Raw genomic sequence first — 13,653 nt, 5'->3', positions numbered from 1 at the left:
TATTCGCGTATGAGGACTAACGTCCCCTGAACGCGAACCCCTTTTTCTCGAGTCCCACCGTGGTGCAGGCTAGTGGGGCCGCTCCGGGCGATCAAGCCTTTCGGTCAGGGTCAGCAGATCGATCCACGCCCTTTTCTTCGCGCCCGGCTGTCGGAGCAGGAAAGCCGGATGAAGTGTCGGCATTGCGGGCAGTTCCAGGGCGCCGTCGGCCGAACGCCACTCGAACCAGCGACCGCGCAGGGTCAGGATGCCTTCTTCGCGCTTCAGCAGCGATTTGGCCGACGCGCCCCCCGCCAGCAGCAGCATCCGCGGCTGGACGAGCTGTATGATGCGTTCGAGGAACGGAGCGCAGATCGCCTGTTCGGCCGGGCTGGGCGTACGGTTGCCGGGCGGCCGCCAGAAGACGGTGTTGGTGATCAGCACCCGGCCCTCCAGCCCGGCCGCGAGCAGCATGCGGTCCAGCAGCCGGCCGGCGCGGCCGACGAACGGCTCCCCGCGGGCGTCCTCCTCGGCGCCGGGGCCTTCGCCGACCACCATGAGCGGGGCCTTCGGATCGCCGCGGAAGACCACGGCCTTGGTCGCCGCGCCCTCGTGGCGCAGCGGACAGCCCTCGAAGGCGGAGATGGCGGCGACCAGGGCCTCCAGGTTCCCGGCCGCCGCCGCGGCGGCCTGCGCCTGTGCGATGGCGGCCGCGACGTCGGGTCCGACGGGCCGGCCGCCGGGCGCGGCCCGGCCCACGGGCGCGGGGGCCGCGGCCATGACGGGAGGCGGGGACCGTGGCGGCGGCGCGATGCGCCCGGCCTCGATCCGGTCGACCGCCTCGTCGGCCAGAACCGAGTCGACCCCGGCTTCGGCCCAGAAGGCCAGCAGGCTTTCCGCCAGGCGGGTGTTGGAGGGTTCGGCGGCCGCCGACATTGGGCTGTTCACTCTCCGGCAAGTCTGCGCCACTCTTGGCGCGAAGCGGGCGGCTTGTCAGCCCGCATGGGGAGCGAAGGGCGGAATGCGTCGGTTGGAAGCTCTGGCGGTGGCGGTTCTTCTGGCGGCGCTTCCGCTGGGCGGGACGCCCGCGGCGGCCCAGCCGGCGCGCGAGCACCTGGGCCTGGTGGCCAGCCTGGGCGGCGAGTTCACGGGCCCGCAGGCCGATTATGTGCAGCGGGTGGGCGACCGCATGGCTCAGGCCGCGGGCATGCGCCAGCGCTGCATCTTCACCGTGCTGAACTCCGAGGTGGTGAACGCCTTCACCGCGCCGCCGGGCTGCTACGTCTACATCACCCGCGGGCTGCTCTCGATCATGAACTCCGAAGCCGAGCTGGCGGCGGTGCTGGGCCACGAACTGGGTCATGTGACCGCCAAGCACGCCCAGCGCCAGGAACAGGCCGAGGCGCTCAGCGGCCTGGCCGCGGCGTTGATCGGAGCGGCGACGAAGTCTGACCTCGCCGGCGGCATCGCCGGTCGCGTGGGAAAACTGGGGACGCTCAGCTATTCGCGGAACCAGGAGTACGAGGCCGACAGCCTGGCGCTTCGCTTCCTGCCGATGGCGGGCTATGCGCCCGAGGGGTTGACGCGGGTGCTGGACGGCCTGCGGCGCGAGGACGCCTTCAACGCCCAGACCACGGGGCAGGGCGGAGCGTCGACCCCGGCCTGGGCCCGCACCCATCCGCTGACGGGCGACCGTATCCAGCGGGCCGAGGCCCAGGCGGCGCGGATCGCCTTCGCCGAGGACCTGGCCCTGGGCGACCGCGCCTTCCTGGCGGCGCTGGACGGGATGCCGTTCGGCGACGATCCCGGCCAGGGCCTCGTGCGCGGCGGATCGTTCGTGCATCCGGCGCTGCGCATCCGCTTCGACGCGCCACAGGGGTTCGCGTTGAGCAACACGCCGCAGGCGGTGCGCGTCGCCGGGCCGCAGGGGATGCTGGCCGAATTCGCTCCGGGCCAGGCGCCGGCCTCGCAGCTCGAGGCCTACGCCGCCGCGGTGATGCGCGGGATCATCCGCCAGGGTCGCCACGAGCTGGGTCAGGCCCAGCGGACGACCATCAACGGCATGCCGGCGGTGGTGCTGCCGGCGCGGGCGCTTTCGTCCGGCCGGCCGGTGGACCTCACGGTCGTGGCCTATGCCGCGGGCGGAAACCAGGTCTACCACTTCGTCTCGATGGCTCCGGCGGGACAGGCAGGGGTGTTCGACGGCATGTACGAATCGTTCCGCCGCCTCTCGGACCGTGACGCCGAGGCGGTGGGCGGGCGGCGCATCGCCGTGGTGACGGTGCGCCCCGGCGACACGGCCGAGACCATGGCCGCCCGCATGCCGCCCGAGCGCGATCGGGCGGCCCGCTTCCTCATGTTGAACAACCTGCGACCGGACGAACCCCTGGCGCCCGGCGCGCAGGTGAAGATCGTGACCGAAGGGCGACGGTAGCCGGCCGGCGCCGCAGACGCGAAGCGTTCGCGCTTGACCATCGCGCCATGACCTCCCGATAAGACCCGGAATACTGGGGACTCCAGAGACCGGGCGGCGCGCGTTCGCCCGGACGAGGCCGAGGGGAACACGATGAGCGAAGCCGTCCAGCGCGAAGCCATGGAGTACGACGTCGTCATCGTGGGCGCCGGGCCGTCGGGCCTCGCCGCCGCGATCCGGCTGAAGCAGCTCTCGGCCGACCTGACGGTGGCGGTGGTCGAGAAGGGCGCCGAGGTGGGCGCGCACATCCTCTCGGGCGCGGTGATCGATCCCAAGGGCATCAGCGAACTGTTCCCGAACTGGAAGGAACTGGGCGCGCCGCTCGAGACGCCGGTGACCCAGGACAAGTTCGTGGTCCTGGGGCAGCAGGGCAGCCTGGACCTGCCGGTCTGGGCGATGCCGCCCTTCATGAACAACCACGGCAACTACATCGCCAGCCTCGGCAACGTCTGCCGCTGGCTGGGCCAGCAGGCCGAGGGCCTGGGCGTCGAGATCTACCCGGGCATGGCCGCCTCGGCGCCGGTGTTCGAGGACGACAGGCTGGTCGGCGTGGTCGTCGGCGAGTTCGGCATCGGCAAGGACGGGCAACCCGGCCCCAACTACGAGCCCGGCATGGAGCTGCGCGGGAAGTACGTCTTCATCGGCGAGGGTGTCCGCGGCTCGCTCGCCAAGGTGCTGAAGGCGAAGTACGGCCTGTGCCGGGACGCGAGCCCCGAGAAATACGGCATCGGCATCAAGGAGCTGTGGCAGGTTCCGGACGAGGTGTTCCAGCCGGGCCTGGCGATCCACACCCTGGGCTGGCCGCTGGACGACAAGACCGGCGGCGGCAGCTTCATGTACCACTTCGGGGACAACTACGTGGCCACGGGCTTCGTCGTTCACCTGAACTACAAGAACCCCTGGCTGTCGCCCTTCGACGAGTTCCAGCGCTGGAAGCATCACCCCGAGGTCGCCAAGTACCTGGAGGGCGGCAAGCGCATCGCCTATGGGGCCCGCGCCATCAGCGAGGGGGGCATCCAGTCGGTTCCGCAGCTCTACTTCCCCGGCGGCGTGCTGTTGGGCGACAGCGCGGGCTTCGTGAACGTGCCCCGGATCAAGGGCAGCCATAACGCCATCAAGAGCGGCATCATGGCCGCCGAGGCCGCCGCGGCGGCCATCGCCGCCGGCCGCGCGGGCGACGACCTGGTCGAGTACAAGCAGGCCTTCGACGCATCGTGGGTGAAGAAGGAGCTGAACATCGTCCGCAACGCCAAGCCGATGCTGTCGAAGTTCGGCACCGCGCTCGGTACGGCGTTCTCGGGCTTCGACATGTGGTCGACCCATCTGCTGGGCGGCTTCTCGATCTTCGGAACGATGAAGCACACCAAGGGCGACGCCGAATCCACCGGCAAGGCCTCGGACTACAAGCCGATCGTCTACCCCAAGCCCGATGGCGTGCTGAGCTTCGACAAGCTCTCCAGCGTGTTCCTGTCCTCGACCAACCACGACGAGAACCAGCCGGCGCACCTGAAGCTGCGGGATCCCTCGATCCCGATCGACGTCAACCTGCCGAAGTTCGGCGAGCCGGCGCGGCTGTACTGCCCGGCGGGCGTCTACGAGGTCCTCTACGACGACGCCGGCCAGAATCCGAAGTTCCAGATCAACTTCCAGAACTGCGTCCACTGCAAGACTTGCGACATCAAGGACCCGTCGCAGAACATCGACTGGACCACGCCGCAGGGTGGAGACGGGCCGAACTATCCCAACATGTAGGCCACCGCCGGTTCGCGTGTGGCGACTGGGCGCTTGCGGGCGACGCCGCGGACGCCCAGAGTCGGGCCATGCGTCGCTTCCTGTTCGCCCTCGCCGCGCCCGCCGCCCTCTTGGCCGGGTGCGCCACCACATCGTCTTCCGGGATCGAGCCGGCCGGCCCGCCCGCGGCGGACAGCGCCTACGGCCTGTTCCTGGCGGGCAACGCCGCCCTGAACGCGGGGCGGAACGCCGACGCCGCCCGTTTCCTGGAGTACGCCCGCGCGCACGGCGGCGACGATCCGGCCGTGTCCGAGCAGGCCTTCACCGCCGCCCTGATGGCCGGCCAGGTCGCCAAGGCCGCGACGCTCGCGCCGACCGGGCCCACCGCCTCCGAGCCGTCGAAGCGGATGGGACGACTGGTGCGCACCGTCGCGCTCCTGGGCGACGGCAAGGGCAAGGCCGCCCAGGCTGAACTGGGCGGCGATCCCATCGGCTTCCCGCACCGCGCCGCTGCGGCCCTGCTGGCGCCCTGGGTCGCCGCGGCGGCCGGCGACGCCGAGGGAACGGTCGTGCGACCCCAGCTTCGCGGCGACGCCGCGGTGGACTATTTCGGTCAGATCGGCCAGGCGCACCTGTTCGAGCGCGCCCGGCGCTTCGACGAGGCCGAGACGAACTTCAAGGCCGTGACGTCCGGTGAAAATCCCAACGAGCTGGCGGTCCTGGCTTATGGCGGCTTCCTGGAGAGGCGGGGCCGCAAAGCCGACGCGCTGGCGCTCTACGACGGGGCGCTGCGACGCAATCCCTCGAGTCTGGCGGCCAGGACGGCGAAGGCCAGGGCGGGCGGCGGCCGGGCGCCGGCGGCGCCGACGCTGAAGGAAGGCGCGGCCTTCGCGCTGCTCGCCCCGGCGGCCACGATGATCAGCGCCCGGCAGGAGGCGACGGCGTTGGCCTACCTGCGGCTGTCGCTGAGCCTCGACCCTCAACGAAACGATGCGTGGCTGATGCTGGGCGATCTCCTGCAGACGCGCGGCGACCTGGACGGCGCCCGCGCCGCGTACGGACGGCCGAAGCCCGGCAGCCCCGAGTTCCCTGCCGCCCAGGCCAAGCTCGCCTGGAGCTATCAGAGCGCGGGCGACAAGGAGGGCGCGCTCAGGCGCGCGCGCGCCGCGGCCGAGGCGGGCGACTTCGAAGGCCGGATCACCCTCTCGGACCTGCTGCGCGCCAACGACCGCAACGACGAGGCGGCGGCGGTGCTGGATACGCTCATCGCCGAGGCGAAGACGCCGGACTGGCAGCTCTACTACGCGCGCGGCCAGGCGCATGAGCGGGCGGGGCGCTGGCCGCAGGCCGAGGCCGACCTGTCGAAGGCCCTCAGCCTTCGGCCCGACGAGCCGGAACTGCTGAACTACCTGGGCTACGGGCTGATCGATCGTGGCGAGCGTCTCAAGGAGGCCCTGGCGATGGTCGAGAAGGCGGTGGCCGCCAATCCCCGGTCGGGCGCCATGATCGACAGCCTGGGATGGGCGCACTATCGCCTGGGCGACTACCCGAAGGCCATCGAGCTCTTGGAGCAGGCGGTGGAACTGGAGGCGGGCGATCCCGAGATCAACAGCCATCTGGGCGACGCCTACTGGATGGTCGGCCGCAAGGACGAGGCGGTGTTCCAGTGGCGTCGGGTGCTGACCCTGGACCCGGACGACAAGATCCGCGCCGACGCCGAGCGTAAACTCGAGTCGGGCCTGGGCCCCGCGCCGCGCGTCGCGGGCCCCTGAGATGCCCGCGCGGCTGGCGCCCGCCAAGGTCAACCTGTTCCTTCACGTCGGCCCTCCGGGCGCGGATGGCTTCCATCCCCTGAGCAGCCTGGTGGCGTTCGCGGACGTCGGCGACCGGGTGGCGATCGAGCTGGGGGAGGGGAGCCTGACCGTGTCGGGCCCGTTCGGGCGCGCGCTGGGGTCGGAACGGGACAATCTGATCTGGACGGCCGTCCGCGCCTTCGTTGAGGAGCTGGGCCGGCCAATGGCCGAACTGGCCATGTCCCTGGAGAAAGCGCTGCCGGTGGCCAGCGGGCTGGGCGGCGGCTCGAGTGACGCTGCGGCCGTGCTGCGCCTCATCCGGGACGTGTTCGCCCCGCAGATCGACGATCAGCGGCTGGAGCGGGTGGCCGCGCGCATCGGGTCTGATGGTCCAGCCTGCCTCTGGGCGCGCCCGGTCGTGACCGAGGGGCGCGGCGAGCGATTGTCGCCGGCGCCGCGCTTCCCCGCGCTCGATGCCGTGCTGGTCAACCCGGGTGTGCCGGTGTCGACTCCGGCCGTCTACCGCCGCCTGGATGCTCGCGGCGACTTCGGCGCCGTGGCGCCGCCGCCCATGCCCGACGCCTTCGAGTCGCCGCAGGAGATGGCGGCCTGGCTCGCCCTCCAACGCAACGACCTGGAGGCGGCGGCCATCGACGTCGCCCCCGAGGTCGGAACGGTCCTGGACATGCTGCGCGCAGAGCCCGAGACGCTGCTGGCCCGGGTGTCGGGATCGGGCGGGACCTGTTTCGCGCTCTGCGCCGACGACATCGCCGCCGGGACCCTGGCGGGGCGCATCGAGGCCCTGGCGCCTCGGTGGTGGGTGCGCTGCTGCCGTCTCGGCGGTCCGTGGGACTGAGCCGCGCGCCCCGACGCGCGGCGGCGCCAGGATCACCCAAGGAAAACGGGGGCCCCGAAGGACCCCCGTCTCCACCCCAGATGGCGTCCGGCCCGACCAAGCTGGACCGGACGCCCTCTCCCCCGAGCTCTAGTGGTGCAGGGACTCGCCGTGCTGCGAGAGGTCGAGGCCTTCGACCTCTTCGTCCTCGCTGACACGCAGGCCGACCGTGAACTTGCAGATCATCAGGATGACGAAGGTGGCGATGGCGCACCACGCGATCGTGCCGATGATGCCCACGAACTGGGTCACCACATTGGCGCCTTCGGCGGCTTCGCCGGCCACCGCCGAGCTGGCCAGGACGCCCGTCAGCAGGGCCCCCGCGATGCCGGCGACGCCGTGGACGCCGAAGACGTCCAGGCTGTCGTCGTACTTGAGGGCCTTCTTGAGCCAGACCGCGCCGGCGTAGGCCGCCGCGCCGCCGACGAAGCCGACGATCAGCGCGCCCTGCGGGGTCACGAAGCCGGCGGCCGGCGTGATGGCCACGAGCCCGGCCACGGCGCCCGAGGCGAGCCCCAGCATGCCGGGCTTCTTGCGCTCGAACCACTCGATGGCCATCCAGGCCACGACCGCCGCGGCGGTGGCCACCTGGGTGTTCAGCATGGCCACGGCGGCCAGCCCGTTGGCGCCCACGGCCGAGCCGGCGTTGAAGCCGAACCAGCCCACCCACAGCAGGCTGGCGCCGATCATGGTCAGCACCAGGTTGTGCGGCGCCATGTTCTCGGCGCCGAAGCCCTTGCGCTTGCCCAGGACCAGGGCGCAGACGAGACCCGCGATACCGGCGTTGATGTGGACCACGGTGCCGCCGGCGAAGTCGAGGACGCCCATTTCGCTGAGGAAGCCACCGCCCCACACCCAGTGGCAGATCGGCGAGTAGACGATCAGCGACCACAGGACCATGAACAGCAGGATGGCCGAGAACTTCATGCGCTCGGCGAAGGCGCCGACGATCAGGGCCGGCGTGATCACCGCGAAGGTCATCTGGAACACGACGAACAGGAACTGCGGGATGGTGCCCGACAGGTCGTCCATCGAGATCCCGTTCAGCAGGAAGGCGCTGAGGCCGCCCACGTACGGGTTGAGCGCCGCCGAGCTGTTCTCGCTGAAGGCCAGCGAGTAGCCGGCGACCATCCAGACGACGCTGATCACGGCCGTGATCGCGAAGCACTGGGCGACCGTCGAGATGACGTTCTTGCCGCGGACCATGCCGCCGTAGAACAGCGCCAGGCCCGGGATGGTCATGGCGAGCACGAGCGCCGTCGAGGTGAGCAGCCAGGAGGTGTCGCCGGTGTCGAGCGTCGGCTCTTCCTCGGCCGGAGCCTCGGCGGGCGCGGCCTCGGGGGCGGTTTCCACGACGGTGGTTTCGGCCACGACGGCCTCCACCGCAGGCGCGGCCGCCTCCTGGGCGAGCGCTGGCGACGCGATCGGCGCCCCCAGCATCGCGGCGGCGAGGATGATCCCCGTCAGCCGCTGAATTCCGAAGACTTTCATATTCATAATCCCCTTGTCCCGATGCCCTAGAGCGCCGCTGCGCCGGTTTCGCCGGTGCGGATGCGCACGGCCTCCGCGACGTCGAGGACGAAAATCTTTCCGTCGCCGATCTTGCCGGTGGCGGCCGCGGCCTTGATGGCCTCCACCGCCTTGCCCGCCGCCGCGTCGTCGACGACGGCTTCGAGCTTCACCTTGGGCAGGAAGTTGATCTGGTACTCCGCGCCCCGATAGATCTCGGTCTGGCCCTTCTGCCGGCCATATCCCTTGACCTCCGAGACCGTCAGGCCCTCCACGCCGGCGCCGACGAGCGCTTCGCGCACGTCGTCCAGCTTGAAGGGTTTGACGATCGCCATGATGAGTTTCATCCGCTCGCTCCCGCGTCCGGCCCTGTGGGCGGGCCAACCCCTCTCGTTCGTCGATGACCGCGTTTTCTGGATCCCCGTTCGGCGGTCGTCGGAACGCTATGTCGGGGTTGGGGGAGGGGCGGCCCGCCGGGGCGGCCCGTATGGTCAAGAAGGCGGCAGCCGCTCAATTTTCAGGCGATCGAGGGGGTTGGCGCCTCGAAACTGGACAAAAAAGGGTGTCCGGAGGGGTGTTGCGGTTCTTGACGCCGACCTGAGGCGTCGTAAATCCGGCGCCGTCCAAGCCTAGTGTCCCGTGCCTCCGGGCGGGAACCGCCTTGGAGTTGTCTGCGTAGTCCCTGGGACGCGAACGCTCGCGGCCCGACAACACAAGGATATCGAACGACGATGACCCGTTTCCTGCTTGCCGCCGCCGCCGTGGCCGCCCTTTCAGCCGCCCCGATGGCCGCCCAGGCCCAGGACGCCGCTCCCGCCGCCGGCCCGATCGCCGTCCAGGGAGACCTTGTGGATACGCTGAAGCTCTCGGGCCGGTTCAACACCTTCGTGGGCGGGATCGACGCCACCAACCTCACCGGTCTCCTGAAGACCAACAAGAACCTGACGGTGTTCGCCCCGACCGACGCCGCCTTCGCCGCCATGCCGGCCGACAAGCTGGCTCAGCTCAAGTCGGACAAGGCCGCGATGCAGCGGTTCGTGCTGCACCACGTCGTCAATGCGCCGATCGACTCCGCGAAGATCAAGGGCGCGAAGGGGCCGATTCCCTCGGGCGCCGGCGACACCATCCTCCTCGACGGCAGCGACGAGGGCGGCAAGCTGAAGGTGGACGGCGCCACCATCGTCCAGGCCGACCTCCATACCGGCAGCGGCCTGCTGCACGTGGTGGATCGTGTGCTGGTCGCCGGCGAGGGCGACGCCGAGGCGCCGGCCGCGCCCGCCAGCTGAGGCTTCGGAACGGACGCTTTCTGGCCCGGGGCGGGAACCAAACCGGGCCAGGATCGTAGAGCGTGAGCACACTCGGGACGGGGGCGCACATCTCGCGCAACCAGGAGTTCTGAACATGAAGCTCTCGCATCTGCTGACCGCCGCGACCGTAGCCGCCCTCGCGGCCGGCGCGGCCCAGGCCCAGGTCCACACCCAGACCCATTCGCCGCCCCAGGAGCCTGAGGTCGGTGCGGCGCCCGATCCGGCCCAGGCCGCGCCTGATCCGGCTACGTCGGCCGACACCTCGGTGAATCCGCCCGCCCCGGACGCGCCGGCCGCGAACACGCCGGCTCCGGCGGCGACCGACACCGACGTGAGCGCGCCGGTTTCCGCCTCGACCACCACCTATGACCAGGGCGCGCAGGTCACCACCACGACGGTCACGAACGGCCCGGTGCCGGATACGGCCGAGAACCGCGCCAAGTACGGCCAGCCCCTGTCGCAGACGGGGCGCAAGACGGCCGCCCGGGGCAACTGAAGGCCCCGAGCGAGGAGCCCTTCACACGGGTTGAAGCCAAGGTCGGCGGGCCCTATGGTCCGCCGACTTTTTTTGCGCCTGCGAATTCACGCCGAAGCCCCTCTCGAAGACTCCCTGGCCCTATGCCCGACAAGCCGCTTTCGTTTCAGGGCCTGATCCTGAAGTTGCACGACTATTGGAGCCGTCAGGGCTGCGCGATCCTGCAGCCCTATGACGTCGAGGTGGGGGCCGGAACTCTCTCGCCGATGACCGTCCTGCGGACGCTGGGCCCGAAGCCGTGGAAGGTGGCCTATGTCCAGCCGTCGCGGCGGCCGGCCGACGGCCGCTATGGCGAGAACCCGAACCGGCTGCACCAGCATCACCAGTACCAGGTGATCCTGAAGCCGAATCCGGAAGACCTCCAGGAGCTGTACCTCGGCTGTCTCGAAGCCATCGGCATCGATCCCAGGGTCCACGACATCCGCTTCGTCGAGGACGACTGGGAGAATCCCACCGTCGGCGCCTGGGGGCTTGGATGGGAGGTCTGGTGCGACGGGATGGAGATCACCCAGTACACCTACTTCCAGCAGGTGGGCGGCCTGGACGTCTTCCCGGTGGCCGGCGAGCTCACCATCGGCCTGGAGCGGCTCTCGCTCTACCTGCAGGACAAGGACAACGTCTACGACCTCGCCTTCAACGACGAGTTCACCTACGGCGACATCTACCTGGCCAACGAGCAGCAGTTCTCGGCGTTCGAGCTGGAGGCGGCGGATGTCGCCACCTGCAAGCGCCAGTTCGAGGACATGGAGCGGGAAGTGCCGCGCATCCTCGCCCAGCGGGGCCGCCAGGGTCAGCCGCTGGCGCTGCCGGCCTACGACCATGTGCTGAAGGCCAGCCACCTGTTCAACATCATGGACGCCCGCGGCGCCATCGCGGTCGCCGAGCGCCAGAGCTACATCGGCCGCATCCGCGACCTCTGCAGGATGTGCGCGGAAGCCTGGGTCGAGAGCCAGGGCGGGAACGCGTGATGGCCGCGATGACGACGTTCAGGTCCTCCCCCGTGCGAGCGGGGGAGGGGGACCACGCAGTGGTGGAGGGGGCGTTGGCCCTTCCGCCTTGTGCGCCGCAGCGCCCCCTCCGTCGGCTTCGCCGCCACCTCCCCCGCATGCGGGGGAGGAGCTAGATCGCCATGCCCCAGCTTCTCCTCGAACTCCTCTCCGAAGAGATTCCCGCCCGCATGCAGGCGCAGGCCGCGCGCGACCTGGAACGCATGGCGCGTGACCGCCTGCTGGCCGAGGGCCTCTTGCCCGAGGCTTTGAAGACGTTCGCGGGTTCGCGCCGCCTGACCCTCGTGGCCGAGGGCCTTCCGGAGGCGCAGAAGGATCGTCACGAGGAGATCAAGGGACCGCGCACCGCCGCCCCCGACCAGGCGCTGGACGGCTTCCTTCGCAAGAACAACCTCCAGAAATCCGACCTCGTCGAGAAGGACGGGGTCTGGTTCGCGACCCTGCACCGCCACGGGCGTCCGACGCCGCAGATCGTGGCCGAGATGGTCGAGGCGATCGTCCGCGATTTCCCCTGGCCGAAGTCGATGGTCTCCGGCGTGAGCAGGCTGCGCTGGGTGCGGCCGCTACGGCGCATCCTGTGCGTGTTCGACGGCGAGGTCGTGCCGTTCCAGATCGACGGAATCCCCAGCGGCGACACGACCGTCGGCCATCGCTTCATGGGCTCGGGCCAGGCGTTCAAGGCCCGCACCTTCGACGAATACGCCGAGAAGCTGGAGAAGCGCTTCGTCGTCCTCGACCCCGAGGAGCGGAGGGCGCGCATCCTGGAGTCGGCGAAGACCCTGTGCTTCGCGCGGAACCTGGAACTGGTCGAGGACGCCGGCCTGCTGGACGAGGTGTCCGGGCTGGTGGAGTGGCCGGTCCCGGTGCTGGGCGACATGGACCCGGCGTTCCTGGACCTGCCGCCTGAGGTGATCCGCACGTCCATGCGGGTTCACCAGCGCTACTTCGCCGTGCGCGACCCGCGGACGGGCAAGCTCGCGCCCCACTTCATCACCGTGGCCAACATCGACGCCACCGATGGGGGCGCCACGATCGCCAAGGGCAACGCCAAGGTGCTGTCGGCGCGCCTGTCCGATGCGCGGTTCTTCTGGACCGAGGACCGCAAGGTCCGCCTCGAGGACCGGCTGGAGAAGCTCCGCGGCGTCACCTTCCATGCGAAGCTGGGCGCGATGTACGAGCGCGTCGAGCGGCTGGAGATGATGGCCGCCGCCCTGGCGCCTCGCGTCGGCGCCGATCCGGCCAAGGCTGTGCAGGCCGCGCGCCTGGCCAAGGCCGACCTCGTCAGCGGGGTGGTGGGCGAGTTCCCCGAACTCCAGGGCGTGATGGGCGGCTACTACGCCGAGGCCGAGGGGCTGTCGCCGCTGGTGGCCGAGGCGATCCGCGACCACTACAAGCCCGCCGGGGCGAACGACGAGGTCCCGGACCGTCCGGTCACGATGGCCGTCTCCCTGGCCGACAAGCTGGACACGCTGACCGCCTTCTTCGCGATCGGCGAGAAGCCGACGGGGTCGCGCGATCCCTTCGCCCTGCGCCGTGCGGCTCTGGGCGTGATCCGGATCGTGCTGAATTCCGAGCTGCGCATCCCGCTGCGGGCGGTGGTGGCCGACTGGTACAAGGCGCTGCGCTGCTACGTCGATCCGGGCCGGGCGCTGTGGGTCTCGACGCCGAAGCTGGTGGCCCACCTGGGCGCCGCCGGCCGCGCCAAGAGCCGCGAGTTCGACACCTACCTGCGCGAGTTCGACGAGGCGCTGCTGGACGGGCGGCCGCAGGTGGTGGCGATGGACCGCGAGGTCGATCTCGTCTTCGACCGCCTGGAGCGCGAGACGCATTCCGGCGACGTGCTGTTCGAGTTCCGGCCCTACGAAGAGGTGTCGTCCGAGATCGTCGCCTTCTTCGCCGACCGCCTGGAGGTCTGGCTGCGCGAACGGGGCCAGCGGCACGACCTGGTGGCCGCGGTCTTCGCCCTGGGCGACGACGATCTGGTGCGCGTGGTGGCGCGGGTGAGCGCGCTGGACGCGTTCCTCAAGACCGACGACGGGGCGAACCTGCTCGCGGGCTACAAGCGCGCCGTGAACATCCTCAAGGCCGAGGAGAAGAAGGGGCCGCTGCCCGCCGGGGCGCCGGCGCGGATGGCGTCGTCGGCGCCTGAGGAGGCGGCGCTGATCGCCGCCGTGTCCGATCTGGACGGCGTGCTGGATGCGGCGCTCGACGCCGAGGACTTCGCCGCCGCCATGCGGGCGCTTTCGGGCCTGCGCGCGCCTGTCGATGCGTTCTTCGACAAGGTGTTAGTGAATTCGGATGTAGCGGAGGAGCGCGAGAACAGACTCCGCCTGCTGACCAGGGTGCGCGACGCGATGGGGCAGGTGGCGGACTTCTCGCAGGTTACGGGCTAGACACCGCCCGGGAGACCGCCTGCGGGCGGGA

Annotated in this window: 11 protein-coding genes; 8 read left to right on the top strand and 3 right to left on the bottom strand. The window is 70.4% G+C overall.

Annotated elements, in window-relative coordinates:
- Positions 1 to 69: 69 nt before the first annotated feature.
- Positions 70 to 915: a uracil-DNA glycosylase gene (locus WG212_RS17465; protein ID WP_337188387.1), complete on the bottom strand. Its 846-nt coding sequence runs from the start codon at positions 913 to 915 to the stop codon at positions 70 to 72.
- Between the two features lie 85 nt (positions 916 to 1,000).
- Between WG212_RS17465 and WG212_RS17460 the strand changes: the two genes are divergently transcribed.
- The 4 genes from WG212_RS17460 (at position 1,001) to WG212_RS17445 (ending at position 6,832) form a co-directional block, all read left to right on the top strand.
- Positions 1,001 to 2,413 carry a M48 family metalloprotease gene (locus WG212_RS17460; RefSeq protein WP_337188386.1) on the top strand — a complete coding sequence of 471 codons (1,413 nt, stop codon included), beginning with the start codon at positions 1,001 to 1,003 and terminating at the stop codon, positions 2,411 to 2,413.
- 132 nt (positions 2,414 to 2,545) lie between these two features.
- Positions 2,546 to 4,204 (top strand): electron transfer flavoprotein-ubiquinone oxidoreductase, encoded by a 1,659-nt coding sequence (locus tag WG212_RS17455; RefSeq protein WP_337188385.1) that lies wholly within the window; start codon positions 2,546 to 2,548, stop codon positions 4,202 to 4,204.
- A gap of 68 nt (positions 4,205 to 4,272) precedes the next feature.
- A complete protein-coding gene (locus WG212_RS17450; RefSeq protein WP_337188384.1) occupies positions 4,273 to 5,955 on the top strand; it encodes a tetratricopeptide repeat protein in 1,683 nt (560 codons plus the stop codon).
- A gap of 1 nt (position 5,956) precedes the next feature.
- Positions 5,957 to 6,832, top strand: a complete 876-nt coding sequence (locus WG212_RS17445; RefSeq protein ID WP_337188383.1) for a 4-(cytidine 5'-diphospho)-2-C-methyl-D-erythritol kinase — start codon at positions 5,957 to 5,959, stop codon at positions 6,830 to 6,832.
- Positions 6,833 to 6,961: 129 nt separating this feature from the next.
- On the opposite strand, the gene WG212_RS17440 is transcribed toward WG212_RS17445, so the two are convergent.
- Entirely contained in the window at positions 6,962 to 8,362 is a 1,401-nt protein-coding gene (locus WG212_RS17440; protein ID WP_337188453.1) for an ammonium transporter, read from the bottom strand.
- A gap of 26 nt (positions 8,363 to 8,388) precedes the next feature.
- Positions 8,389 to 8,727 (bottom strand): P-II family nitrogen regulator, encoded by a 339-nt coding sequence (locus WG212_RS17435; protein ID WP_293381183.1) that lies wholly within the window; start codon positions 8,725 to 8,727, stop codon positions 8,389 to 8,391.
- Positions 8,728 to 9,111: 384 nt separating this feature from the next.
- On the opposite strand from WG212_RS17435, the gene WG212_RS17430 reads away from it, so the two are divergent.
- From WG212_RS17430 to glyS, 4 genes are all read left to right on the top strand, one after another.
- A complete protein-coding gene (locus WG212_RS17430; RefSeq protein ID WP_337188382.1) occupies positions 9,112 to 9,666 on the top strand; it encodes a fasciclin domain-containing protein in 555 nt (184 codons plus the stop codon).
- 115 nt (positions 9,667 to 9,781) lie between these two features.
- A complete protein-coding gene (locus WG212_RS17425; RefSeq protein WP_337188381.1) occupies positions 9,782 to 10,183 on the top strand; it encodes a hypothetical protein in 402 nt (133 codons plus the stop codon).
- 122 nt (positions 10,184 to 10,305) lie between these two features.
- Positions 10,306 to 11,190: a glycine--tRNA ligase subunit alpha gene (locus WG212_RS17420; RefSeq protein WP_337188380.1), complete on the top strand. Its 885-nt coding sequence runs from the start codon at positions 10,306 to 10,308 to the stop codon at positions 11,188 to 11,190.
- A gap of 161 nt (positions 11,191 to 11,351) precedes the next feature.
- Entirely contained in the window at positions 11,352 to 13,622 is a 2,271-nt protein-coding gene (gene glyS / locus WG212_RS17415; protein WP_337188379.1) for a glycine--tRNA ligase subunit beta, read from the top strand.
- Positions 13,623 to 13,653 lie beyond the last annotated feature (31 nt).

This window comes from Phenylobacterium sp. (assembly GCF_037189685.1).
GTDB lineage: Bacteria > Pseudomonadota > Alphaproteobacteria > Caulobacterales > Caulobacteraceae > Phenylobacterium.
The sequence above is the reverse complement of the archived record's forward strand: the minus strand, read 5'-3'. Positions and strand labels throughout refer to the sequence as shown.

Excerpts from the sequence above, each read along its gene's own strand:
- glyS (WP_337188379.1), top strand. The coding sequence starts at position 11,352 with ATGCCCCAGCTTCTCCTCGAACTCCTCTCCGAAGAGATTCCCGCCCGC.
- WG212_RS17460 (WP_337188386.1), top strand. The coding sequence starts at position 1,001 with ATGCGTCGGTTGGAAGCTCTGGCGGTGGCGGTTCTTCTGGCGGCGCTT.
- WG212_RS17445 (WP_337188383.1), top strand. The coding sequence starts at position 5,957 with ATGCCCGCGCGGCTGGCGCCCGCCAAGGTCAACCTGTTCCTTCACGTC.
- WG212_RS17435 (WP_293381183.1), bottom strand. The coding sequence starts at position 8,727 with ATGAAACTCATCATGGCGATCGTCAAACCCTTCAAGCTGGACGACGTG.
- WG212_RS17440 (WP_337188453.1), bottom strand. The coding sequence starts at position 8,362 with ATGAAAGTCTTCGGAATTCAGCGGCTGACGGGGATCATCCTCGCCGCC.
- WG212_RS17450 (WP_337188384.1), top strand. The coding sequence starts at position 4,273 with ATGCGTCGCTTCCTGTTCGCCCTCGCCGCGCCCGCCGCCCTCTTGGCC.
- WG212_RS17465 (WP_337188387.1), bottom strand. The coding sequence starts at position 915 with ATGTCGGCGGCCGCCGAACCCTCCAACACCCGCCTGGCGGAAAGCCTG.
- WG212_RS17420 (WP_337188380.1), top strand. The coding sequence starts at position 10,306 with ATGCCCGACAAGCCGCTTTCGTTTCAGGGCCTGATCCTGAAGTTGCAC.
- WG212_RS17455 (WP_337188385.1), top strand. The coding sequence starts at position 2,546 with ATGAGCGAAGCCGTCCAGCGCGAAGCCATGGAGTACGACGTCGTCATC.
- WG212_RS17425 (WP_337188381.1), top strand. The coding sequence starts at position 9,782 with ATGAAGCTCTCGCATCTGCTGACCGCCGCGACCGTAGCCGCCCTCGCG.
- WG212_RS17430 (WP_337188382.1), top strand. The coding sequence starts at position 9,112 with ATGACCCGTTTCCTGCTTGCCGCCGCCGCCGTGGCCGCCCTTTCAGCC.